23 protein-coding genes, 2 tRNA genes and 2 pseudogenes are annotated in these 21,289 nt (G+C 71.8%); 9 read left to right on the top strand and 18 right to left on the bottom strand.

What is annotated here, in order from left to right:
* Nucleotide 1: 1 nt before the first annotated feature.
* Nucleotides 2-778 (top strand): IucA/IucC family C-terminal-domain containing protein, encoded by a 777-nt coding sequence (locus ACIA6B_RS10940; protein ID WP_396772579.1) that lies wholly within the window; start codon nt 2-4, stop codon nt 776-778.
* A 51-nt stretch (nt 779-829) separates the two neighbouring features.
* Here the strand turns inward: ACIA6B_RS10940 and ACIA6B_RS10935 are convergent, their stop codons facing one another.
* Nucleotides 830-2,599 (bottom strand): hypothetical protein, encoded by a 1,770-nt coding sequence (locus ACIA6B_RS10935; RefSeq protein ID WP_396772518.1) that lies wholly within the window; start codon nt 2,597-2,599, stop codon nt 830-832.
* Between the two features lie 209 nt (nt 2,600-2,808).
* Here ACIA6B_RS10935 and ACIA6B_RS10930 point away from each other — a divergent pair, with 209 nt between their 5' ends.
* Nucleotides 2,809-3,513, top strand: a complete 705-nt coding sequence (locus tag ACIA6B_RS10930; RefSeq protein WP_107156514.1) for a bifunctional 2-polyprenyl-6-hydroxyphenol methylase/3-demethylubiquinol 3-O-methyltransferase UbiG — start codon at nt 2,809-2,811, stop codon at nt 3,511-3,513.
* A gap of 86 nt (nt 3,514-3,599) precedes the next feature.
* On the opposite strand, the gene ACIA6B_RS10925 is transcribed toward ACIA6B_RS10930, so the two are convergent.
* The 3 genes from ACIA6B_RS10925 to ACIA6B_RS10915 form a co-directional block, all read right to left on the bottom strand.
* Entirely contained in the window at nt 3,600-4,133 is a 534-nt protein-coding gene (locus ACIA6B_RS10925; RefSeq protein ID WP_396772517.1) for a YbhB/YbcL family Raf kinase inhibitor-like protein, read from the bottom strand.
* Between the two features lie 74 nt (nt 4,134-4,207).
* Nucleotides 4,208-4,299 (bottom strand) — tRNA-Ser (locus tag ACIA6B_RS10920).
* A gap of 299 nt (nt 4,300-4,598) precedes the next feature.
* The gene (locus ACIA6B_RS10915) at nt 4,599-4,763 is read right to left on the bottom strand and encodes a hypothetical protein (protein WP_396772516.1); all 165 of its coding nucleotides are present in this window, start codon (nt 4,761-4,763) and stop codon (nt 4,599-4,601) included.
* 122 nt (nt 4,764-4,885) lie between these two features.
* On the opposite strand from ACIA6B_RS10915, the gene ACIA6B_RS10910 reads away from it, so the two are divergent.
* Together ACIA6B_RS10910 and ACIA6B_RS10905 are read left to right on the top strand one after the other, a co-directional pair.
* Complete coding sequence (locus tag ACIA6B_RS10910; protein ID WP_396772515.1) at nt 4,886-5,257, top strand: helix-turn-helix domain-containing protein; 372 nt, start codon at nt 4,886-4,888, stop codon at nt 5,255-5,257.
* Nucleotides 5,254-5,820, top strand: a complete 567-nt coding sequence (locus tag ACIA6B_RS10905) for an ImmA/IrrE family metallo-endopeptidase (RefSeq protein WP_396772514.1) — start codon at nt 5,254-5,256, stop codon at nt 5,818-5,820. Before ACIA6B_RS10910 ends, ACIA6B_RS10905 begins: the two co-directional genes overlap by 4 nt.
* A 156-nt stretch (nt 5,821-5,976) precedes the next feature.
* Here ACIA6B_RS10905 and ACIA6B_RS10900 read toward each other — a convergent pair.
* Together ACIA6B_RS10900 and ACIA6B_RS10895 are read right to left on the bottom strand one after the other, a co-directional pair.
* Nucleotides 5,977-6,661 (bottom strand): annotated as a pseudogene (locus ACIA6B_RS10900) (HAD family hydrolase).
* Nucleotides 6,658-7,143 (bottom strand): annotated as a pseudogene (locus ACIA6B_RS10895) (GntR family transcriptional regulator); the annotation flags it as partial. The pseudogenes ACIA6B_RS10895 and ACIA6B_RS10900, both read right to left, overlap by 4 nt.
* On the opposite strand from ACIA6B_RS10895, the gene ACIA6B_RS10890 reads away from it, so the two are divergent.
* Entirely contained in the window at nt 7,085-7,294 is a 210-nt protein-coding gene (locus ACIA6B_RS10890; protein ID WP_396772584.1) for a hypothetical protein, read from the top strand. The pseudogene ACIA6B_RS10895 and the gene ACIA6B_RS10890 overlap by 59 nt on opposite strands.
* Before the next feature lie 124 nt (nt 7,295-7,418).
* On the opposite strand, the gene ACIA6B_RS10885 is transcribed toward ACIA6B_RS10890, so the two are convergent.
* Nucleotides 7,419-7,505: transfer RNA gene (locus ACIA6B_RS10885), tRNA-Ser, on the bottom strand.
* Nucleotides 7,506-7,576: 71 nt separating this feature from the next.
* Between ACIA6B_RS10885 and ACIA6B_RS10880 the strand changes: the two genes are divergently transcribed.
* Nucleotides 7,577-8,551, top strand: coding sequence for an NAD(P)H-quinone oxidoreductase (locus ACIA6B_RS10880; RefSeq protein WP_396772513.1), 975 nt, complete (start codon nt 7,577-7,579; stop codon nt 8,549-8,551).
* A gap of 3 nt (nt 8,552-8,554) precedes the next feature.
* Here the strand turns inward: ACIA6B_RS10880 and soxR are convergent, their stop codons facing one another.
* The 7 genes from soxR to ACIA6B_RS10845 form a co-directional block, all read right to left on the bottom strand.
* A complete protein-coding gene (gene soxR, locus ACIA6B_RS10875; RefSeq protein WP_107156511.1) occupies nt 8,555-9,007 on the bottom strand; it encodes a redox-sensitive transcriptional activator SoxR in 453 nt (150 codons plus the stop codon).
* A 123-nt stretch (nt 9,008-9,130) separates the two neighbouring features.
* On the bottom strand, nt 9,131-9,838 hold the full coding sequence (locus ACIA6B_RS10870) for a glycosyltransferase family 2 protein (protein ID WP_281934151.1): 708 nt from the start codon (nt 9,836-9,838) through the stop codon (nt 9,131-9,133).
* Nucleotides 9,839-9,916: 78 nt separating this feature from the next.
* A complete protein-coding gene (locus tag ACIA6B_RS10865) occupies nt 9,917-10,549 on the bottom strand; it encodes a hypothetical protein (protein ID WP_396772512.1) in 633 nt (210 codons plus the stop codon).
* A 56-nt stretch (nt 10,550-10,605) separates the two neighbouring features.
* A complete protein-coding gene (locus tag ACIA6B_RS10860) occupies nt 10,606-12,054 on the bottom strand; it encodes a sensor histidine kinase (RefSeq protein ID WP_396772511.1) in 1,449 nt (482 codons plus the stop codon).
* The gene (locus ACIA6B_RS10855; protein WP_396772510.1) at nt 12,047-12,739 is read right to left on the bottom strand and encodes a response regulator transcription factor; all 693 of its coding nucleotides are present in this window, start codon (nt 12,737-12,739) and stop codon (nt 12,047-12,049) included. The genes ACIA6B_RS10860 and ACIA6B_RS10855 overlap by 8 nt, the downstream gene beginning before the upstream one ends.
* A 69-nt stretch (nt 12,740-12,808) precedes the next feature.
* Entirely contained in the window at nt 12,809-13,321 is a 513-nt protein-coding gene (locus ACIA6B_RS10850) for a hypothetical protein (protein WP_396772509.1), read from the bottom strand.
* 70 nt (nt 13,322-13,391) lie between these two features.
* Nucleotides 13,392-14,564 carry an acetyl-CoA C-acyltransferase gene (locus ACIA6B_RS10845; RefSeq protein ID WP_107156504.1) on the bottom strand — a complete coding sequence of 391 codons (1,173 nt, stop codon included), beginning with the start codon at nt 14,562-14,564 and terminating at the stop codon, nt 13,392-13,394.
* Between the two features lie 112 nt (nt 14,565-14,676).
* On the opposite strand from ACIA6B_RS10845, the gene ACIA6B_RS10840 reads away from it, so the two are divergent.
* The gene (locus ACIA6B_RS10840) at nt 14,677-15,111 is read left to right on the top strand and encodes a PH domain-containing protein (protein ID WP_396772508.1); all 435 of its coding nucleotides are present in this window, start codon (nt 14,677-14,679) and stop codon (nt 15,109-15,111) included.
* Between the two features lie 34 nt (nt 15,112-15,145).
* Here ACIA6B_RS10840 and ACIA6B_RS10835 read toward each other — a convergent pair whose 3' ends face one another.
* Nucleotides 15,146-16,087, bottom strand: coding sequence for a rhomboid family intramembrane serine protease (locus ACIA6B_RS10835; RefSeq protein ID WP_396772507.1), 942 nt, complete (start codon nt 16,085-16,087; stop codon nt 15,146-15,148).
* A gap of 25 nt (nt 16,088-16,112) precedes the next feature.
* The gene (locus ACIA6B_RS10830) at nt 16,113-16,643 is read right to left on the bottom strand and encodes a peptidylprolyl isomerase (protein ID WP_396772506.1); all 531 of its coding nucleotides are present in this window, start codon (nt 16,641-16,643) and stop codon (nt 16,113-16,115) included.
* An 84-nt stretch (nt 16,644-16,727) separates the two neighbouring features.
* Between ACIA6B_RS10830 and ACIA6B_RS10825 the strand changes: the two genes are divergently transcribed.
* Entirely contained in the window at nt 16,728-17,549 is an 822-nt protein-coding gene (locus tag ACIA6B_RS10825) for a hypothetical protein (RefSeq protein WP_396772505.1), read from the top strand.
* Between the two features lie 99 nt (nt 17,550-17,648).
* Here ACIA6B_RS10825 and corA read toward each other — a convergent pair whose 3' ends face one another.
* The gene (corA, locus tag ACIA6B_RS10820) at nt 17,649-18,797 is read right to left on the bottom strand and encodes a magnesium/cobalt transporter CorA (RefSeq protein ID WP_396772504.1); all 1,149 of its coding nucleotides are present in this window, start codon (nt 18,795-18,797) and stop codon (nt 17,649-17,651) included.
* Nucleotides 18,798-19,086: 289 nt separating this feature from the next.
* Nucleotides 19,087-20,181 carry a PLP-dependent aminotransferase family protein gene (locus tag ACIA6B_RS10815; protein ID WP_396772503.1) on the bottom strand — a complete coding sequence of 365 codons (1,095 nt, stop codon included), beginning with the start codon at nt 20,179-20,181 and terminating at the stop codon, nt 19,087-19,089.
* Nucleotides 20,182-20,379: 198 nt separating this feature from the next.
* Between ACIA6B_RS10815 and ACIA6B_RS10810 the strand changes: the two genes are divergently transcribed.
* On the top strand, nt 20,380-21,258 hold the full coding sequence (locus ACIA6B_RS10810; protein ID WP_396772502.1) for a 3'(2'),5'-bisphosphate nucleotidase CysQ: 879 nt from the start codon (nt 20,380-20,382) through the stop codon (nt 21,256-21,258).
* Nucleotides 21,259-21,289 lie beyond the last annotated feature (31 nt).

The following is a 21,289-nucleotide window of genomic DNA, read 5'->3' as shown; positions in this document are numbered from 1 at the left end:
GATGCCGGGGCGCGACGTCGCCACCCCGTTCGCCCCGGTGACCGCGACGCTGCGCGCCATGTTCGGCACCGACGACCTGCCCGGTCTCGCGCCCGGCCTGCTGGTCCGCGACGAGCTGGACCGGTGGGCCCCGGCCACCCGCCTGATCGACGGCACCCTGCTCCCCGGCTTCCTGGCCGCCGCCGGCCGGCGCTGGGGCGGCACCCCGCACGCCTGCGCCGCGCTCGCCTGGAAGTCCTACAGCTACTGGACCGCGCTGCCGGCCGTGCTCGGCTGGGCCTCGGCGCGGCGGGTGCCGCTGCTCGATCCCGCCGACGTGCTGGTGCACTTCGAGGACCACCACCAGTTGCTCACGCTGGGGCTGCGCGGCTCCACCCCGGTGGCCGTGCTGCCCGGCGACCCGCTGGCGCTGACCGGCGCGCCGGGCGTCCGGGTCGTCGCCGACGAGGCGGCGCTGCTCGGCGCGCTGCGCACGACGCTGCTCGACGCGCACTTCGCCCCGCTGATCACCGCCATCCAGCGCGAGGTCCGGATCGGCACCCGTACGCTGCTCGGCTCGGTGGCCTCCGGCATCGCGCACGGCCTGCTGCGGGCGGCGGACGCGCTGCCCGGCCCGACCACGGCGGCCGTCGGCACGCTGCTCGACGCGCTCGACCTGGCCGACCTGGTCGAGCTGGTGCCCGGCCCGACCGGCGAGCCGACCGTGCAGCGGCGCACCTGCTGCCTGGCCTTCACGCTGCCCCGGCCGAAGGTCTGCCAGGGCTGCTGCGTCCGCTGACCGTCGCTGAGCCCGTCATCGTCGCGTCGCTGGTCAGTGCCCCGGCTCAGGTCAGTCGACGAGCGGGCGCACGTCCCACAGCCAGACCCCGCCGGTACGCGTCGGGGCGATCCCGGTCAGCTCGGTCATCGCCCGGCGCAGCGACTCGGCCGAGCTCAGCCTTGGGTCGAGGATCACCGCGCCGGCCCGCCAGTGACGTAGGTCGTCCACGGCGTCCACCCGGTCCTGCGGAGTGATCGGCGGCACCGCGTCGGTACGCCGTACCGTCTCGAAGAACGTGCTGGTGGGGCGCGGTGGCGCGGTGAAGAGCGCGACCCGGTCGGCGCCCGGTCGGGTGTCCGGATAGAGGAAGTAGCCCCGGGCCAGCGGCATGTCCAGCCGGGTCTCGGCGGACCAGCGCAGCGGGACCGCGTAGGTGGTGTCGGGCAGCGGGAGCGTGACGATGCTGTGCCCACCCGCCACGTAGGGCCGCCACGCCCCGGAGGTGACGAACGCCGGCGTCGGGTCCAGCCGCGTCGCGGGCAGCGGGGTGGGCAGGATCGGCAGCAGCGCCATGGCGAGCACGGTGCCGGTGGCGAACCGGAGCTGCCCCCGGGCGGCCGGGTGCCGGTGGGCCAGCCGCCGGACCCGTTCGACGCCGAGCGCGAGCAGCACGCCGATGATCGGGGTGAGCGCGAGCGACCAGCGGGTGGGCACCACCGCGTGCAGGACCGGCAGGTTCTCCAGCGCGGCCCACGGCCCGGGGACGCCGGTCTCCCGCCCGTCGAACCGGATCTCCCGGCCGAGCGAGAAGAGACCGAACACCACAGCGACCGTGGCCAGCCCGAGCACCAGCGCGTCCCGGCGCAGCCACCAGACCAGCGCGACCACCAGCACCACGAGCGGCCAGCCGAAGAACGCGTTCTCCTCGGTGGCGTTCTTGACCAGCGGCGCGCTACCCCGGGCGTCGCCGGCCACCGACTCCCGGGACCAGGCCAGGTAGGCGGCGAGGTCGGTGGAGTAGCCCCGGATCAGCGTGGAGAGCCCGGAGTACGCGCCGGGGCCGGCGAACTGCACGTGCAGCGGGTACGCCAGGAGCGCCCCGGCCACGACGGCGGCCACCCCGAGCCCGGCGACGAACGGCCGGGCCGCCGACCGGAGCGCGGGCCGGCCGAGCACGAGCGCCAGCACCACGCCGCCCAGGCCGAGCGCGGTCATCAGCAGGATCTCCAGGTTGAGGAACGCCTGCCAGACGATCACCAGGCCGAGCAGCAACCCGTTACGCAGCCAGCGGCCGGGCTGCGCCAGCCGGAGCGTTCGCCAGACGATCAGCGGCACCACGAACTGGCTGACGATGTTGGGGTGGGCGTTCGCGTGCGACACCATGGCCGGCGCGAACGCGCAGAAGCCCGCGCCCAGCCAGGCCGGCCCCCGGGCGCCGACGACCACGCGGGAGAGCAGGAAATACCAGGCGGCGGCGGTGGCGGCCAGACCGACCGTGAGAAAAATGAGGAACGACCAACGCGGTCCGAACCACACCGTTATCGGCGACAGGGGCAAGGAAACGGATAATACGGACGTGTTCCCCATGAGATTGACGACGTCCGGCACATTCATCCGGTCCGAGGTGAACGGATAGGCGAAATGAGTGACCACGCGCGCACCGTGTGCCATCATCCATTCGAACTGCGCCTGGTCGGTGCGATTGTCCCGCACGCCGTTGGCCGGATCGATCCAGAGCCGGGCGGTCACCCAGAGCGCGAGCAGCACGAAGCTGAGCACGGCGAGGGCGTCGGTCGACCGCCCTCGACGTGGGTCCACACCCGGCTGGGGAGTAGTCATGACATTTCAGAGCGTAGTCATTGCATGACGGCCAGGTGACATATTCCGGGGACTCGCGTACTATGTGCCGGGTTCGCCGACCGCCGATCACGTGCCCCACCCGACCGCAATTCGGCCAGCGCGGTGCCCCCGATTTTCCCGCCGGCCATTTAGATGGTTGACTCTGAACGGTCCAGGCGCGGGTCAGTCATATCGTGAGGAATCGACGCATGGCAGAAATCACTGGGGATCAGCGCGTCCAGGCGGAGGTGCTCGAAGGCCTGGCCACGGCGGTCAACCACCGGCGGTGGTTCGTCGAGCTGGCCGTGCCCTACCTCGGTGACAACCCCATCGAGATCGGCAGCGGCCTCGGCGACTACGCACTCGCCTGGTCCGAGCACATCCCCCGCATCACGGCCACCGAGGCCGACCCGGACCGGCTGGTCAAGCTCAAGGAGCGGCTGTCCGAGCACCCCGGCGTCGAGGTCCGGCAGATGCTGTTGCCGCACACCGAGCGGGGCGACTACAGCGCTGCCGTGTCGTACAACGTGCTGGAGCACATCGACGACCACGTGGGTGCGCTGCGCAGCATGCGCGACCTGGTCCGGCCCGGTGGCGCGGTGATCATCATCGTGCCGGCGTTCCAGTTCGCCATGGGCCCCGCCGACATCGCGACCGGCCACGTGCGGCGCTACACCAAGAAGACGCTCGCCACCGCGATGACCGACGCCGGCCTCACCGTGGAGAAGATCCACTACGCGAACGCGCTCGGCCTGATCGGCTACTTCATGGCCACCAAGGTCTTCCGGCTGATGCCGAAGGAGGGCCCGATGGTGAAGGTCTACGACACGTTGGTGCTCCCCGCCACCAAGGCCGCCGAGCAGCGCATCCGCCCCCCGTTCGGCCAGTCCGTCTTCGCCGTGGCCCGGGTGTGAGGCGGGGCCCCTCTTAACGCCTCAGGTATAGATGGGGCCCCTCCTTACACCTACGTGTCAAGAAGGGGCCCCTCCTTACATCTCGGTCAGTCCTTGACCTGGTAGGTGGGGCGGATCACCGCGCGGGCCAGGGTGTGGAACGCGAGGTTGAAGCCGACGAAGGCCGGGCTCGCCTCCTTGCCCACGTCCAGTCGCTCCACGTCGACCGCGTGCACCGCGAAGACGTACCGGTGCGGACGGTCCCCCGGCGGCGGCGCGGCACCGCCGTAGCCGGTGTCGCCGTAGTCGTTGCGGATGCTGAACGCGCCACCGAGGTCGGCCTCGCGCGCCTCGGCCGGCAGCTCGGTGACCGAGGCGGGCACGTCCACCAGCACCCAGTGCCAGAACCCGCTGCCGGTCGGCGCGTCCGGGTCGAAGCAGGTGACCACGAAGCTCTTCGTCTCCGCCGGGAAGCCCGACCAGGACAGGTGCGGGGACACGTTCCCGCCACCGGCGCTGCCGTGCGCGTACCGCGCGTCCATCGGCTCGCCGTTGTGCACGTCGTCGCTGGTCAGGTCGAACGACGGCACGGTCGGCAGCAGCTCGTACGGGTCCGGGGCGATCGGTCGTTCCAGGGTCATCGAAACGGGTCCTTCCGGGTGCGCGAAATGTTCTGCGCCCCTTCTTACCCCGCTGCGGGCGATTACGGCGGCGGAGGGTGTGGGATTCGAACCCACGAAGACATCGCTGCCTTACCGGTTTTCAAGACCACGATCGCCACGCGGCTGACCTGCCGCTACCCGATCCACCGCCGGTCCTCCGACACGGATCCGGCACAGCGACCACCGCGACCTCGCCCAGCCGTGAGCCACGGGCATCGAGTCTCGGTGCACAAGCTGGACGGCTGGCTCGTCCCCCCCGAGCCAGCCGTCACCCTGCTACTTGCTCTTCTTGCTCGTCTTGACCGACTCGTTGACGGTCGTCTTCGGGCTACGCTTTACCGTCGACTGCTTCACGAACCGGCCGGTGACAGCGCTCCGGCCCCGTTTGCTCGGCATCGTTACCTCCTCTCATCGTCTCGATCGAGCGCCCAGGCGTCACTGACGTCAGGCGTACTGGGTCAGCTGCCAGGTCACCGCCCGGCCGCCGTGGGGCGGCATGGTGTTGTTCTTGGCGATCGGGGCAGTCGTGGACGGGGTGCCCACGACCTTCCAGACGCCGCTCTCCGGGCAGCGTTCGCCGGTCCGTGCGGTAGTGCCGATCGGTGCCACTTGCCTTACTCCTGTCTCGAAGCGGTGCGTCGAAATCGACGCAACCGGACTCTAGATCACCCGTGCGCCGGATGGCAAGCGGTGCGTCGGAACTGGCACACTCCGAGGCAGGAGGTCACTGGATGAGCAAAACCAAGATCGACATCGCCGCCCTGCATGGAGCACTGAACGCCGCCCGGGAGTCGCACGGGCTGTCATGGCGGCAACTCGCCAAAGAGATCGGTGTGAGCCCGTCGATGCTGTTCCGCCTCGGAAACGGGGATCGACCCGATGCCGACGGATTCGCGACGTTGGTCACATGGTTGGGCATGCCAGCGGAGGAGTTCATGATTGGTGTTAACGAGGCACCCAAAGAACAGCCTGAACTAATGACCCAGTTGGCACCGCTACTACGCGCGCGAGCCGACTTAACGAACGCCGATGTCGTCTATCTGGAAGAGGTAATTCGCGCAACCCTGAGGCGAGCACACTCTGCAAAACAGGAGCACCCTTGAACAAGGCAGCCCTCAAAAGAATGGCTATCGAGCTCCGCGAAGAAGTTGGGATTGGCGTCCATGATGTATTTGATCCCTACGAACTTGCGAAACTCTACGGCGTCAAGGTCATACCGATGTCCTCCTCGGGCTGTTCGGAGGAAGCCCTCCACCACTTTCAGGTTAATCGACCGGACGTATTCTCCGGTGCGCTCGTACCCTTCGGAACTGGAACTGTAATTCTAGAGAATGACCTACATCCACATGAAAGGAAGCGTTCAACATGCAGCCATGAAATGGCTCATGTAGTGCTTGAACACCCGTTTACGGCGGCACTGGTTAACGAGCGAGGGTGCCGCATGGCCAACCGGGAACACGAGCAGCAAGCGGCCGAATTGTCGGGCGAACTACTCCTTCCCTTCGAAGCTGCGAAGTTGCTCGCTCGGCAACAAGCATCGGACGAGCAGGCGGCCCAGAAGTTCGAAGTTAGCGTCGATCTCGCCAGGTGGAGGCTCAACAGCACAGGGGCACGCAAAATAGCAAGCCGCGCAAAGGCAGCGTACGCTAAACTTCGCACCAGGTAACTTCGCCAGTCTCGCGCCTTCATCATCCCATCCGCCGTCGGCCCATCGGAATTCAAAGGTACGCCTTGACCGAGGCCAGATAGCCCCCTCCACATGGGCCGACGGCGGATGGATAAAGATTCTGCCGCATTTCGTCGGGACGAACTGAGGCGCAGTTCACCGCGCATCAGAATGTTCGATCAGAATCCTGGCGATCTCCCCCATGTTCGTGATCACCGCATCCGCTCCGGCAGTCCGGAACACCTCAGCCTTGGCGGGCCGGTTCGCGTAGCCAACCACCCGCACTCGGCCGCCCGCGCCCCGTCGATATCTGATAGCGAGTCACCGACCAGCACGCACCGGTTCGGCGGCTCGCCGATTACGCGAACGGCTTGCAGGATCGGTTCCGGGTTGGGTTTCATGCGATCCGGGTCGGCGTACGCCCGGCCGACCACCGGCGAGATGTGCGTGGCGAGCCGATGCGCCGCTAAGTAAGCGGTCACCGCACCGGCCGAGTTGTTGCTGACCAGCGCTACCGGCATCCCAACCTGCCGGGCCGCGACGATTACCTCCCGGCCGTACGAGTCTCGGCGGCCCGGAGCTCGGCCGTGCAGAGCGCATCCTCCACCACCCGCATGACGCCCTGGTCGCCGGTCGCCCCGACGCGACGGAGCACCTCAAGCGGGTCCGGCTCGCTGGCGAGGTCCGGCGGCACGTCGACCCCGCGCCCCCGCAGCACGTTGACCAGTTCGGCGGCAACCTGCGGCGCTGGGTAGCCGGCGAAGACGCTGCACACCGGCCCGTCGAAGTCGAGCAGCAGTGCAGTCGCCCCGGCGATCAGCCGGCCGAGGTCGGCGCTCATCCGTCGTACCGGTAAGCGATGGTCGACCACACCGAGTCGAACCACTGGCGAGAGGCCTCCACGAACTGGGTTCCGTGCGAGGCATCGTCGTCGGTCACCGCGTAGTGGAACAGCGGCACGTCCTTGCCCATCAGGTCGTAGATCGCCATCGACTCACCCTTGATCGATACGCTGCGCTCAACGACCGGGTAGAAGCCGTAGAAGACCTCTTCGCCGTTCAGGATGTAGAGCTTGAACAGCGGAGACGCCCGGTGCATCCGCACATCAACGGTGGCTGACCGGATAAGGCCGAGGTCGCCCAGCTCGGCGACCTGATCGATGATGCCGTCTGCCGCCCGGCGGGTAATCCGCTCGGGGCGTTCGCGTACTGCTGGGTCGTCTGCCTGCGTCTCGGCCCGCGACGGCAGCGCCATCGGTACGCCCATGTCGGAGATCAGGACCCGCACGGCGATCGTCTCCGGAGCGAGCCTGCCTACGCGCACGCAGGTCGCCCAATGGGCCGGGCACAGCGTGCATGTGCTGCTCAAGATCTACGCGTCGTGCATCGACGGACAGGACGAGGCCGCTCGGAAGCGGATCGAGGGAGCGCTAGGCACCGAGCCGACCGAAGGGCCGGAGAGCGCCGACACGTAGACGACACAACCAGTGAGACACGGCAGTCCCGAGCGAGACGAAGTGAGACTTACTCACGATCTATAGATACGCCCCCTGGCCGGCGTTCGCGCTGTTCAGGGGGCGTTTTGGCTGTCCAGATGAGCGGAGGGTGTGGGATTCGAACCCACGAAGACATCGCTGCCTTACCGGTTTTCAAGACCAGCGCCATCGGCCACTAGGCGAACCCTCCCGGCGCGCTCCCCGAGGGGTACGCGACCGCGCCTAGTCTGCCACGAACGGCGCATCGGGTAAGACTGAGCCATGCGCGCTGTCACGATCACGGAACCCGGCGGACCCGAGGCACTCGTCTGGGCGGAGGTCCCCGACCCCGAACCAGGCCCCGGTGAGGTGGTCGTCGAGGTGCGGGCCAGCGCCGTCAACCGGGCCGACCTGCTGCAACGGCAGGGGCACTACCCGCCGCCGCCGGGCGCGTCCGCGTACCCCGGGTTGGAGTGCTCGGGGACGGTCCGCGCGCTCGGTCCCGACGTGACCGGCTGGTCGGTGGATCAGGAGGTCTGCGCGTTGCTGACCGGCGGCGGGTACGCCGAGCAGGTCGCCGTGCCGGCCGGGCAGTTGCTGCCGGTGCCGGACGGGGTGGACCTGGTCGACGCCGCCGCGCTGCCGGAGGTGGCCTGCACGGTGTGGTCGAACGTGGTGGACCTGGCCGGGCTGGCCGAGGGGGACACGCTGCTGGTGCACGGTGGCGGCAGCGGCATCGGCACGTTCGCGATCCAGCTCGGGGTGGCGCTGGGCGCGACGGTGGTGGCGACCGCGCGGGCGGCCAAGCACGAGCGGCTGCGCGAGCTGGGCGCCGCGCACACCGTCGACTACCGGGAGCAGGATTTCGTCGAGGAGGTCCGCCGGGTCACCGACGGGCGCGGCGCGGACGTGATCCTGGACATCATGGGCGCGTCCTACCTGCCGCGGAACGTGGCGGCGCTGGCGACCGGCGGCCGGCTCGTGGTGATCGGCATGCAGGGCGGACGCAAGGGCGAACTCGACCTCGGGACGCTGCTGGCGAAGCGGGCCTCGGTGCACGCCACCGCGCTGCGCTCCCGCCCGCTCGCCGAGAAGGCGGCGATCGTTCGGGGCGTACGTGAGCAGGTGTGGCCGCTGGTGGCGGCCGGCCGGGTCCGGCCGGTGGTGCACGCCCGGGTGGGGATGGCGGACGCCGCGGACGCGCACCGGCTGGTGGAGGCGAGCGACCACCTGGGCAAGGTGCTGCTGGTGCGGTGACGCTCAGCCCGGGTCGGCGCGCGGGAGCACCAGGCGCGCGCCGGGGCCCTCGGCGGCCAGCGAGTCGCCGGGGTTGTAGAGCGTGCAGCGCTGCAACGACAGGCAGCCGCAGCCGATGCAGCCGTCCAGGTCGTCGCGGAGCTTGCCGAGCAGTCGGATCCGCTCGTCCAGCCGCTCCCGCCAGCCCCGGGAGAGCGCCGCCCAGTCCTCCGGGGTGGGGGTGCGGCCGGCGGGCAGCGAGTCCAACGCCTCCCGGATCTCGTCGAGCGAGACGCCGACCTGCTGGGAGATCCGGACGAAGGCCACCCGGCGCAGCTCGGTGCGGGCGTAGCGGCGCTGGTTGCCGCCGGTGCGGGCGGCGTGGATCAGGCCGAGCCGCTCGTAGTAGCGCAGCGCGGAGGGCGCCACGCCGCTGCGCTCGGCGAGTTGGCCGATGGTGAGCGTTGCCTCGTGCATCACAGGACCTTGAGGTGAAGTTCGGTTGAGGTTCGAGGCTATCGGCACGGCGGCGGCCACCGCCACCGTCCCGAGACGACCGAACCCCGCACCGGGCCGGGTGCGGGGTTCGTGGTTGTGCCGTCAGCGCGTGGCGGGACCGACCGGGCGGCGGCGGGCGCGCTCGCGGGCCAGGATCCAGATCGCCTCGACGCCGTCCTTCCAGGTGATCTTCTTGCCCTCTTCGCGGCCCCGGGCACGGTAGCTGATCGGCACCTCGTAGGGGCGGATGCGCTGGCGGAGCAGCTTGCCGGTGACCTCGGCCTCCATGCCGAAGCCCCGGGAACGCACCTGGAGCGAGCGGTAGAGCGCCAACGGCATCAGCTTGAAGCAGGTCTCCAGGTCGCCGATGTACGAGTTGTAGAGCACGTTGGCCGCCAGCGTGACGCCCTTGTTGCCCATCACGTACCAGAAGCTGTAGGAGCTGTGGCTGCCGAACGTGCGATTGCCGTAGACCACCGTGGCGTGCCCGTCGAGCACCGGCTGGAGCAGGCGCGGGATGTCCTGCGGGTCGTACTCCAGGTCGGCGTCGAGGATGACCATGTATTCGCCCTCGGCGTTGTCGACGGCGGTCTTGATGGCCGCGCCCTTGCCGGCGTTGCGCGGGTGGGTGATCACCCGCAGCCGGGCGTCGTCCACCCGGCCGAGCACCTCACCGGTGCCGTCCCGGCTGCCGTCGTCCACGACGACCAGCTCGATCTCGCACGGGTAGTCCACCGCCAACGCCTGCTTGAGGGCGTCCGCGATGCGTTCTTCCTCGTTGTAGACCGGCATGAGGATCGAAAGCTTCACGGGTTCTCCACGGAGGTGACGGCAGGTCGGGGCATAGCGTAGCCTGGCAGATTCCTGAGGTCACGACAGCCGCCCACCTTACTCCTGGCGGAGCGGCACGACGACCAGCCGGGCGACCCCCTTGTCCCCCTCCTTGGCGCCGGCCACGCCGACCGTCGTACCAACCTTGATCTCGTTCGCCCGGATCGTCGCGCGGTGCTCGACCACTCGGAGCTTCTCGCCGAACGTCCAGGTCATGGTGAAACCGTCGGCGGACTTCACGGTCATCGACGTCGCGTCGACCGCGGTCACCTCACCGCGCTGGACGGCTACCGTCTTCGTCCCGTTCTCCTTGGTCTGCACCACGACCTCGCCGTGCAGCCGGTTCTTGCGCAGCAGCACCCGGGCCCGGTGCCGCTTGCGCCAGTCCTGCGCCCGGTCCCCCTTGCGGTCCGGCCCGGCCTGCTCAGCCGGCGTGCCGGAGCCGGCCTGCTCGGCCGGCGTGCCGGAGGCCGACGGGGCGGGTGCCGCGACCGGATCGACGTCCAGGTCGGCCGGGTCGACGCCGAGCGCGGCCAGGGCCTGCCCGTCGGCGCCCATGGCGGCGGCCACCTCGACCGCGGTCTCCCGGGCCGAGTCGGCGCCGGTCCGCGCCGCGCCGCACCCGGACAGGCCGAGCGCCGCGGCGGTGAGCAGCGCGGTGGCTCCGGTGACGATTCGCTGACGTGCCATCGGTGTTCCTCTCGTCGGTGGTGACGTCAGCGTTCCGCACCGGCGCGAGCGGACCGTCAGGCCGATGTTCGAGCCAGGTAAGGATCTCCGGGCAGCCGGACCGTGAACGCCGCGCCGCCCTCCGGCGCATGCCCGGCGGCGATGTCGCCGCCCAGCCGGCGCACCAGCCCGGCGGCGAGCGCCAACCCCAGCCCGCTGCCCACCTTGCGCACCCCCCGGTAGCGCTGGTGCAGCGCGCCCCGCTCGAACGCCACCGCCAGGTCGTCGTCGGTGAAGCCGGGCCCGCCGTCGCGGACCTCCAGGACCCCGCCGGCCGCCGGGTCCGCGCCGGCGGGCCGGACCGCGAGCACCATCGGCGCCCCCGGGGGTACGACCCGCAGCGCGTTCTCCAGCAGCCCGTCCACCACCTGCCGGATCCGGCCCGGATCGGTGTACGCCGGCACCGGCGCGTCCGGCGTCTCCACCCGGAACGGCACCCCGACCGCCGTGCACCGGTCCGACCAGGTGCGCTCGACGTCGGCGGCGAGCCGGGTCAGGTCCACCCGCACCGGTTCCAGCGGGAAGTCGGCGGCCTCCAGCCGGGCCAGCGCCAACAGGTCGCTGACCAGCCGGTCCAGATGCTCGGCCTCGGCCAGCACGGTACGCCCGGTCGCCGGCACCGCCTCCGCGTCGAGCACGCCGTCGGCCAACGCCTCGGCGTAGCCCCGGATGGCGGTGAGCGGCGTCCGCAACTCGTGCGAGACGGAGAGCAGGAACTCACGCTGCCGGCCCTCGCTGGTGGCCAGCGCGGCGGCCAGCCCGTTGAGCGCGTACGCCAGGTCGGCCACCTCGTCGGGCGGCTCGACCGGCACCCGGACCGCCCGGTCCCCGGCCCGGAGACGGGCGGCGGCGGTGGCCGCGACGCGGATCGGTCGGGCCAGCCGGCGGGCCAGCAGCAGCCCGGCGACCGCCCCGGCGGCGAGCCCGGCGAGCAGCGGCAGCCAGAGCCCGCGCAGCACCTGCCGCCAGGGGCCGGTGGTGGCGGCGCGGGTGAGCACCACTCCGTCGCCGCCGGGCAGCGCCCGTGCCTCGACGAGCCGGCGTTCCCCGTCGACGAGTCGCCGGCCGGAGACGTTGCCCCCGGCGGCCACCCGGGCGACCAGCGGCGCGGGCAGGCCACTCCGGTCGGCCCGCCCGTCGCGGACCAGGTACACGTCGATCTGCTGCTGGCGGAGCTGCCGGATGAGCCGGTCCCCGGCGCCGTCGCGCTGGCGTACCGCGCGGACGCGCAGCACGTCGGCGGCGAGCCGGGCCTGGGCGGCCAGCGCGTCCTGGTCCCGGCGTTCCGCGCCGCGTACCGCCAACGGCACCGCCACCAGCGCGGTGACCAGCACCGACACCAGCGCCACCGCACAGGTGACGAGCACCGCGCGGGCGGTGAGCGTGTGGCCCGGCCAACGACGGGTGGGCGGTGCGGCGGGCCGGGTCCGGATCACCGGCAGCGCCACGGTGGGCTGGTCAGGCATCGGCCGCGTACCCGACGCCGCGGTGGGTGCGGATCACGCTGGCCGGGCCGAGCTTCGCCCGGACCTGCGCCACGTGCACGTCCACGGTCCGGGTGCCGGCGTGCGCCGCGTACCCCCAGACGCCGGCCAGCAACTCCTCCCGGGTGAACACCCGGCCGGGGCGGGCCATCAGGTGCGCGAGCAGGTCGAACTCGGTGGAGGTGAGCTGCACCGGCGCCCCGCCGACGGTCACCGCCCGGCGCGCCGGGTCGAGTGTGACCGGGCCGAGCACCCGCGGCTGGTCGGCGGTGGCCGGCGTGCCGGCGCTGCGGCGCAGCACCGCGCGGACCCGGGCGACCAGCTCACGCGGACTGAACGGCTTGGTGACGTAGTCGTCCGCGCCCAACTCCAGGCCGACCACGCGGTCCACCTCGTCGTCGCGGGCGGTGAGGAAGATGACAGGTGTCCAGTCACCGGCCGCGCGCAGCCGCCGGCAGATCTCGGTGCCGGCCAGGCCGGGCAGCGCGATGTCGAGCACGCAGGCCACCGGGCGCAGCCGCCGCGCGGCGGCCAGCCCGGCGGTGCCGTCCCGTTCCAGGTGTACGCCGAAGCCGTCCCGGGTCAGGTAGAGCCGGACCAGGTCGGCGATGGATGGCTCGTCCTCCACCACGAGGACGAGTCCGCGGTGCGCGGTGTCGGCGGTCACCGGCCCATGATGACCGACCGGTGGCCGCCGGGACGGTCAGGGAGATGTTCGGGTTCGGTAAGGAGAACGTCAGCGGGCCGACGCCGGACGGAACACGACCGGCCGAGCGCCGGCCGGCCAGTCACCGATGGTGGCGACCAGGCGTTCCGCCGGGGTCCGCAGCCGGGTCCGAAAGGCGTGGTGGAGCAGCGCGTCGAGCTGCCACACGCCCTTCGGGTGGTGGGTCCGGATGAGGAAGCGTTCGCGGGCGCCGTCGATGGCGGTGGCCGCCAGCTCCACAGTGTGCGCCCGTGGGTCCGGGCTCCAGGTGACGTTGCTGAGTTCCCGCAGCTCGGTGTTGAGGTGCAGGCGCAGCCGGTGCAGCAACCGGGTCTGCCGGGTCACCACCAGCCGGCGGTGGGTGAGGAGCATGAGGTAGTCGCCGCCGACCGGATGGTCCGGACGGCTGCACCGGGTGACCAGGATGGTGGCGTCACCGGAGCCGACGCAGCGCCGGAACACCGGCATGTGGCGGGTGGCGGTCTGGGTGGCCAGGCCGGTCTCGGCCGCCGCCGGGAGGAACGTTCGGGAGAACACGTCCATGTCGGGTGCAACGAGCCGTTGGCCCGTAGTGACATGGGTCACCCTGGATTTCTGGAACTTCCACCCGCGCTCAGAGCAGTTCGACGATGGTGGCGTTGGCCATGCCGCCGCCCTCGCACATGGTCTGCAGGCCGTAGCGGATGCCGTTGTCCCGCATGTGCTGGAGCATCGTGGTCATGATCCGTGCGCCGGACCCGCCGAGCGGGTGGCCCAGCGCGATCGCGCCGCCCCGGGGGTTGAGCCGCTCCGGGTCCGCCTCGGTCTCGGCCAACCAGGCCAGCGGCACCGGGGCGAACGCCTCGTTCACCTCGTACACCCCGATCTCCTCGATGCCCAGCCCCGCGCGGCGCAGCGCCTTCGCGGTGGCCGGGATGGGGGCGGTGAGCATGGCGACCGGATCGTCGGCGGCCACCACGGCGGTGTGCACCCGGGCCAGCGGGCGCAGGCCGTGCCGGCTGGCCCACTCGGCGGTGGTCACCGCCAGCGCGGCGGCGCCGTCGGAGATCTGCGACGCGGAGCCGGCGGTGACCACACCGTCGGCGCGGAACGGGGTGGCCAGCTCACCGAGCTTGGCCAGCGAGGTGTCCCGGCGGATGCCCTCGTCGGCGGTGAACTTGCCGCCGTCGGCGAGCACCACCGGGGCCAGCTCCGGCTCGAACGCGCCGGCGTCCTGCGCAGCCGCCGCCTTCTCGTGGCTGGCCAGCGCGAACTCGTCGAGCTGGGTGCGCGAGAAGCGCCACCGCTCGGCGATCAGCTCGGCGCCGACGCCCTGGTTGAACGGCAGCGGTGAATCCTCGGCGACGCCCTCGGCGCCGCGGTAGCGGGCCAGGATCGCCGGGCTGAACGGCATCCCGCCGGCCACGCTGGAGCCCATCGGCACCCGGGTCATCGACTCGACGCCACCGGCGACGACCAGGTCGGCCTGGCCGGAGAGCACGGTGGCGGCGGCGAAGTGCAGCGCCTGCTGGCTCGACCCGCACTGCCGGTCGAGCGTGGTGCCGGGCACGGACTCGGGCCAGCCGGCCGCCAGCACGGCGTTGCGGGCCACGTTCCAGGACTGCTCGCCCACCTGCGACACGCAACCCCACACCACGTCGTCGACCTGACCGGGGTCGATGCCGGTCCGCTCGGCCAGGGCGCGCAGCACGTGTGCCGAGAGGTCGACCGGGTGCACGCCGGCGAGGCTGCCCTTGCGCCGCCCGACCGGGGTCCGCACCGCACCGACGATGACCGCGTCACTCATGTCTACTCCCCGGTAACCTCGCTTGACCCAATAGTACGTGCTGACCTGACCGTCGTCCCTCCTCGCCTTTCCGGGCGTGCCGGACGGCCCCGGCCGCTGGCATGCTGGGCGGATGGATCCACAGCCGCCACCGGTCCGGCAGTGGCGCGTGCCCCGGGCGCTGCCGGTGGTCAAGGCGCTCGGCGCGCTCGCCCTGATCGCCCTGGGCCTGGTGCTCGCCGACGGCGACCCGGTCCGCCCGGCGCTCGCCGGCTCGCTCGCCGCCGCGCTGCTCGCGTGGGCGCTGCGCGACCTCGTCGCGCCGGTCCGGCTCGCCGTCGACCCCGAGGGCCTCACCGTGATCCGCGGGTATGCCGGCCGACGCCGGCTGCCGTGGGCCGCGGTGGAGGCGATCCGGCTGGACCGACGCAGCCGACGCGGGGTCACCGCCGAGACGCTGGAGATCGACGCCGGGGAGTCGCTGCACCTGTTCGGTCGCCGCGACCTGGACGCGCCGTTGGAAGAGGTGGCCGCCACGCTCACCGCCGCCCGCGCCGCCGCCCGCTGACGGGGCCCGCGCCGGTTCGCGGGAGCCGGCCGGATCAGCCGGTCAGCGCGGCGGTGCGGACGAGGGCCAGGCCGATCAGGGCCACCAGCACGATCGCGCAACCCGCCGTCTGGAACACGGTCCGGCGCGTCCGCGGGGCGTACGCCAGGACCAGCGCCGTCACGGCGCCGACCACCAGGCCGCCGAGGTGCCCGGCCACCGAGATGCTCGGCACGGTGAACGTGAAGATCAGGTTGATCACCAGGATCGGCACGATCGCCGAGGTGTCCCGACCCAGCCGGCGCATGATGACGAAGATCGCGGCGAACAGGCCGAAGATGGCGGTCGACGCGCCGGCCGTGAACCGGTTCGGCTCGGTGAAGACGTAGGCGGCCACGTTGCCGCCGAGCCCGGCGAGCAGATAGAGCGCCAGGAAGCGCAGCGGCCCGAGCACCGCCTCCAGGGTCCGGCCGAGCACCCAGAGCGCCCACATGTTGAGCAGCAGGTGCAGCACGCCGTAGTGCAGGAACATGGCGGTGACCAGCCGGTACCACTCGCCGTCGGCCACCCCGCCGATGGTCCCGTCCGGGAAGGCGGCCAGCCCCAGCACCGCGCCCCACTCGGTCAGCGGCGTCCCGCCGCCCATCAGGCCGCCGAGACCGCCGCCGGCGATCGCGTTCCCGCTGCGCGCCGACACGATGGAGAGCAGCATCATCAGCACGTTCAGCGCGATGAGGGCCTTCGTCACGTAGCCCTGGCGGCCGGCGGCACCGCCTCCGAAGGCGGTACGCGCCGGCCGCACGCTGCGGCGTCCCTCGGCGACGCACTCCGGGCACTGGTGGCCGACGGAGGCGTCGCGCATGCACTCGGGGCAGATCGGCCGGTCGCAGCGGGTGCACCGGAGGTACGTCTCCCGATCGGGATGCCGGTAGCAGACCGGAGTGGTCGGCACCGGCCCCTCGGTGGCGTCGCCTGCCTGCCCGGAGCGCTCAGTCATGCGAGCAAAGGTACCCGCGCGACGGTCAGGACTGCTGCCGCTCGATCTCGACCCGCTCGATCACCACGTCCTGGATCGGCCGGTCGCTCGGCCCGGTCGGGGTGTTCGCGATCGAGTCGACGACCTTCACTGACTCCTCGTCGGCGACCTGGCCGAAGATGGTGTGCCGGTTGTTCAGGTGCGGCGTCGGCCCCACCGTGATGAAGAACTGCGAGCCGTTCGTGCCCGGCCCGGCGTTCGCCATCGCCAGCAGGTACGGCCGGTCGAAGCGCAGCTCCGGGTGGAACTCGTCGTCGAACTTGTAACCCGGGCCACCGCGCCCGGTGCCGGTCGGGTCGCCCATCTGGATCATGAAACCGCTGATCACCCGGTGCGAGATCGTGCCGTCGTAGTACGGCCCGCTGCCCGGCTGACCGGTACGCGGGTCGATGTACTCCCGGTTGCCCTCGGCCAGCTCCACGAAGTTGCGGACGGTCTTCGGCGCGTGGTTCGGGAAGAGCTCCAGCCGGATCGGGCCGGCGTTGGTGTGCAAGGTGGCGTAGACAGCCTCGGCCACGGGTACTCCTCACTCGTTGGTCAGTTCCTTGCGGATCCTCCCATGTGCCCGATCTGGCCATGCGGAGGCATCCGAAGGTGGAGGATGACGAAGGAACAACTCCCAGGAGGTGGGACCGTGTTTGGAATCGGGCGGCGAAAGACCCAGGGCCAGCTCGCCAAGGCCGAGTTGAACCAGGGCATCGGTCACCTGAGGCAGGCCGCCTCGCACGCCGCGAAGGGTGCCGGGGCCACGGTCGGCCCGCGGGTCCAGGCAGCCCGGGTCGCCGTCGCGCCGACCGCGGTCATGGTCCGGGACCGGGCGTCCAGCGGCGTCGCGTCGAGCGCCGCCGCGCTCGCCCCGGTGCTCCTGGCCGTGCGCAGCGCCCGGACCGAGGCGGCCGGCAAGGCGCGCAGCGGTCGTCGGGCCGTGGCGGCGAAGCAGTCCGTGATGACGAAGAAGGCGAAGAGCATGAAGCCTGGAAAGAAGAAGCAGCGCAGGTCGCGGGGCATGACCGCCGGTCTGCTGGTGGCCGGCACCGTCGCCGGCCTGGCCGGGGCGATGGCCATGCGCCGCCGCCGCGAGCAGCAGGAGTGGGCCGAGTACGACCCGACCGGCACGCTCGGCCCGACCGGTCAGGACAAGTTGGAGCCGATGCGGGAGGACGTGGACACGATCGTGGTGGAGACCCCGGACGCCAGCGCGAAGGTGACCCAGGCCGGCCCGGCGGGCGCCGGCAGCTCGGCGGTGGCCGACGGCAGCAGCGCCTCGACCACCGCGCCCGGCCCCGACCCGGTGATCCACCCGAACAGCCAGGTCCCCTCCGTCGCCGAGGGCGCCCGGGACGTCTCCGGCCGCCCGGCCGACGACATCACCAAGGCCGCCCAGAACGGCCGGAGCGCGGCCAAGGCCAGCGGTCGCCACTGAGCGCGGTTCGAGCCGTCGGAACAGCGCCGGCGCGCGGGCTCGCCCCGCGTGGCCGGCGCTTCCGCGTGCCGACCCATCGCGCCGGGGCGGTGACGCCGGTCACAACCAGCCGTTGCGGCGGAACCAACGGTAGAGCACGAACGACAGCGTCAGGTTGACCGCCCACACGCCCGGATAGCCGTACGTCCAGGTCAGCTCGGGCATGTTCTGGAAGTTCATGCCATAGATGCCGGCGATCGCGGTCCACACCGCACCGATCGCGGCCCAGGCGGCGATCTTGCGCATGTCGTTGTTCTGGTCGACGGTGACCTGGGCCAGCCGGGCCTGGAGGATCGAGTTGAGCAGGTCGTCGTACGAGTTCACCTGCTCGACGGTGCGGCTGAGGTGGTCCTGCACGTCGCGGAAGTAGCGCCGCACCTCCTGCGGCACCGCGCGGTTGACCTGGGAGGTGAGCGTCATCAGCGGGCGCTGCAACGGCACCACCGCCCGCTTGAACTCGACCAGTTCCCGCTTCATCTGGTAGATCCGCTGGATCCGGCCGCTGCTCTGCCGGTCGAAGACGTCCGCCTCCAGCACGTCGAGGTCGTCCTCCAGCCGGTCGGCGACCTCCAGGTAGAGGTCGACCACCCGGTCGGTGATCGCGTACGCGACCGCCCACGGCCCCTGCCGCAGCAGGTCGCGCTTCGCCTCCAGGTCGGCGCGGACCGGCGACAGCCGGCAGGCGTCCCCGTGCCGCACGCTGATCACGAAGTTCGGCCCGATGAAGAGCATCACCTGGCCGGTCTCCACCACCTCGGAGTTCTCGGTCAGCTCGGCGTGCTCGCAGTAGCGGGCGGTCCGCAGCACCAGGAAGACGATCTCGCCGAAGTGCTCCAGCTTCGGGCGCTGTTCCGCCTTGACCGCGTCCTCCACGGCCAGCTCGTGCAGGCCGAACGTGGCGGCGATCTCGGTCATCTCGGCCAGGTCCGGCTCGTGCAGGCCGAGCCAGACGAAGCCGTCCCGCTCGCGGCGGGCGGCGGCCAGGGCCTCCGCGTACTGCGGGCGGCCGGGTCGCCGCTCGCCGTCGACGTAGAGCCCGCAGTCGACGATGCCGCTGCGCCCGGGACCGGTCGGCCGGGGGGCTCGCGGGGAGCCGTCGGCGTTGAGGATGCGGGACATGGCGCGCACCGGCGCCGCCCAGGCACGTGGCCGGGGCGGCCGGTCGCCGTACTGGCCGTCGGTGCGGTCGCGTGCCACCCGGTCCGTCATCTCTCGCCCCCTCTCCACGAAGCTGCGGCTTGCAGGTTACGCCGCTCGGGGGCGGGGGCGGGCGGCCCCGCGGTGCGGTGCGGTGCCGGGCGGGCCGGCCGCGTCAGGGGGGTGAGGGGCGACACGGCCCACCCGGCACCCTTGGGGGCGGGAGTGATGCTGGCGGCGTCGCGATCCGGGGCCGATCGCCGAACGTGAGCGACGCTCGCAGCATTGTGGGCCGAAGGCCGGCCCGGCGGGAGAGCCGAACCGGCCGGTGGGGCCGATCTGTCGGAAACCCGACAGAAATTCAGGCGCGAACGGCGGCCATCGCCTCGGCGAGCCGCCGCACGCCCTCGTCGATCCGGTCCGCCGTCACCGCCGAGTACGCCAACCGCAGCGCGTGCCGGCCGCCGTCGACCATGAAGTCGCTGCCCTTGACCACCGCGACGCCGCGCTCGGCCGCGGCCGGCGCCAGCCGGTCGACCTCGACGTCCGCCGGCAGCTCGATCCAGAGGAAGTAGCCGCCGTCGGGCTCGACGAACCGGGCCTCCGGGATGTGCCGGCGCAGCGACTCGGCCAGCGCGCCGGCCCGCTCGCCCAGCGCCGTCCGGACCGTGTGGATCGACCGCTCGATCGAGCCGGAGACGCAGAACTGGTGCACGATCGCCTGGGCCACCATGCCCGGCGAGATGTAGAGGTTCGTGGCCCGCTTGGCGATCGCCGCGATCAGCTCCGCGGGGCCGACCAGGTAACCGACCCGCACACCGGGGCAGACCGTCTTGGTGAAGCTGGAGGCGTGCACCACCACGCCCCGGGTGTCCATCGACAGCATCGAGGGCAGCGGCTCGCCCCGGAACCGGATGTCCGCGTACGGGTCGTCCTCGAAGATGGTGAAGTCGTACTCGGCGGCCAGGTCGAGCAGCTCACGGCGCTTGTCCAGGGAGAGCGTGACGCCGGCCGGGTTCTGGTAGTTCGGGATCACGTGGGCCAGTCGCGGCCGGACCCCGGACTCCAGCAGCTTGCGCAGCTCGGCGGTGTCCAGACCGTCCGGCTGGATGGTCACGCCGTGCACCTCGCCGCCCATCTGCTGGAGGTTGAGCAGCGTGCGGTCGTACGTCGGGCGCTCGACCACCACCGCGTCGCCCCGGCGGACCAGGTGGTCGAAGAGGAACGCGTCGGCCTGCAACGAGCCGTTCGTGACCAGCACCTGGTCGGCCTCGACGCCGTGCTTCTCGGCGATCCACTTCCGCAGGGGCGGGTAGCCGACGGAGGTCCCGTACGCGGTGACTCCGGCAGGGTCGGCGTCGAAGGCGCGGACGGCGGCGGCCTTGAGCCCCTCGACATCGACGATGTCCAACGAGGGAGCCCCACGGGCGAAGGAGATCAGCTGCTCGGCGGTCATGCGCAGAGCCTAGGGCCTGCCCGGCCGGGTCCGAACGGCATACACGCGAAGTTCAACATGCGGGCGGTCACCGGCGGCGACCAGCGTCGACAGGGAACCGAGGCCGACTCGGGACTGTCTACGATCCGACCGGACGCTGGCGCCGGTGACACCGGTCGCCGAAGGATGACGGGTCGCGGCAGACCCGCGAGACAGGGGATGAGGCTCGTGACCGAGGACGAGACGGGACGACTCGACGACCAGCAGTTCGCGCAGTGGCTGGCCACCGAGGCCGGGGCGGCGCTCACCGCACTGCGGGACCGGCAGGGCTTCGCCGACCCGAAGGCGCTCAAGGACGCCGGCGACCGGGCGTCGCACGAGCTGATGACGGCGGCGCTGGCGCGCTGGCGTCCGGCGGACGCGGTGCTCTCCGAGGAGGAGGCCGACGCGCGCCGCGCCTGGGCGGACGGGGAGCGGGCGCCCCGGCACGAGGCGGACCGGGTCTGGATCATCGACCCGCTGGACGGGACCCGCGAGTTCTCCGAGGCCGGTCGGGACGACTGGGCGGTGCACGTGGCGCTCTGGCAGCGCTCCGCCGCGCCGGACGGCGCGCTGATCGCCGGCGCGGTCGGCATGCCGGCGCGGACCACGGTGGACGGTGCGCCGGTCGTGCTCGGCACCACCTGCCCGATGCCGAAGGCGACCGACGGGCCGATCCGGATCGCGGTGAGCCGCAGCCGCCCGCCCGCGTTCGTGGGCGAGCTGGTGGAGCTGCTGGACGCCCGGGCCGTCCCGATGGGCTCGGCCGGGGTCAAGGTGTGCGCGGTGGTGACCGGCGAGGTCGACGCGTACGTCCACGCGGGCGGCCAGTACGAGTGGGACAGCGCCGCGCCGGTGGCGGTGGCACTGGGCGCGGGCATGCACGCGTCCCGGATCGACGGCTCGCCGCTGCGCTACAACCGGGCCGACCCGCGCCTGCCCGATTTGCTGGTCTGCCGCCCCGAGTTGGCCGACCGGCTGCTCGCCGCGATCGCCCGGACCGGGGTCGAGATGCCCGCTTCGGCCGTCACCGGTGACCAGGGTGCGGCGTTCGGCTGAGAGTGACGGTACGTACGGCCAGGGTGAATCG

This window comes from Micromonospora sp. NPDC051141 (genome assembly GCF_044455765.1).
GTDB lineage: Bacteria > Actinomycetota > Actinomycetes > Mycobacteriales > Micromonosporaceae > Micromonospora.
This window is presented reverse-complemented; position numbering and strand designations above follow the sequence as displayed.

Excerpts from the sequence above, each read along its gene's own strand:
- ACIA6B_RS10880 (WP_396772513.1), top strand. The coding sequence starts at position 7,577 with ATGCGCGCTGTCACGATCACGGAACCCGGCGGACCCGAGGCACTCGTC.
- ACIA6B_RS10850 (WP_396772509.1), bottom strand. The coding sequence starts at position 13,321 with ATGGACGTGTTCTCCCGAACGTTCCTCCCGGCGGCGGCCGAGACCGGC.
- ACIA6B_RS10825 (WP_396772505.1), top strand. The coding sequence starts at position 16,728 with ATGACGAAGGAACAACTCCCAGGAGGTGGGACCGTGTTTGGAATCGGG.
- soxR (WP_107156511.1), bottom strand. The coding sequence starts at position 9,007 with ATGCACGAGGCAACGCTCACCATCGGCCAACTCGCCGAGCGCAGCGGC.
- ACIA6B_RS10910 (WP_396772515.1), top strand. The coding sequence starts at position 4,886 with ATGAGCAAAACCAAGATCGACATCGCCGCCCTGCATGGAGCACTGAAC.
- ACIA6B_RS10925 (WP_396772517.1), bottom strand. The coding sequence starts at position 4,133 with ATGACCCTGGAACGACCGATCGCCCCGGACCCGTACGAGCTGCTGCCG.
- ACIA6B_RS10930 (WP_107156514.1), top strand. The coding sequence starts at position 2,809 with ATGGCAGAAATCACTGGGGATCAGCGCGTCCAGGCGGAGGTGCTCGAA.
- ACIA6B_RS10890 (WP_396772584.1), top strand. The coding sequence starts at position 7,085 with ATGTCGGAGATCAGGACCCGCACGGCGATCGTCTCCGGAGCGAGCCTG.
- ACIA6B_RS10940 (WP_396772579.1), top strand. The coding sequence starts at position 2 with ATGCCGGGGCGCGACGTCGCCACCCCGTTCGCCCCGGTGACCGCGACG.
- ACIA6B_RS10845 (WP_107156504.1), bottom strand. The coding sequence starts at position 14,564 with ATGAGTGACGCGGTCATCGTCGGTGCGGTGCGGACCCCGGTCGGGCGG.
- ACIA6B_RS10810 (WP_396772502.1), top strand. The coding sequence starts at position 20,380 with ATGAGGCTCGTGACCGAGGACGAGACGGGACGACTCGACGACCAGCAG.
- ACIA6B_RS10935 (WP_396772518.1), bottom strand. The coding sequence starts at position 2,599 with ATGACTACTCCCCAGCCGGGTGTGGACCCACGTCGAGGGCGGTCGACC.
- corA (WP_396772504.1), bottom strand. The coding sequence starts at position 18,797 with ATGACGGACCGGGTGGCACGCGACCGCACCGACGGCCAGTACGGCGAC.
- ACIA6B_RS10840 (WP_396772508.1), top strand. The coding sequence starts at position 14,677 with ATGGATCCACAGCCGCCACCGGTCCGGCAGTGGCGCGTGCCCCGGGCG.
- ACIA6B_RS10860 (WP_396772511.1), bottom strand. The coding sequence starts at position 12,054 with ATGCCTGACCAGCCCACCGTGGCGCTGCCGGTGATCCGGACCCGGCCC.
- ACIA6B_RS10865 (WP_396772512.1), bottom strand. The coding sequence starts at position 10,549 with ATGGCACGTCAGCGAATCGTCACCGGAGCCACCGCGCTGCTCACCGCC.
- ACIA6B_RS10815 (WP_396772503.1), bottom strand. The coding sequence starts at position 20,181 with ATGACCGCCGAGCAGCTGATCTCCTTCGCCCGTGGGGCTCCCTCGTTG.
- ACIA6B_RS10835 (WP_396772507.1), bottom strand. The coding sequence starts at position 16,087 with ATGACTGAGCGCTCCGGGCAGGCAGGCGACGCCACCGAGGGGCCGGTG.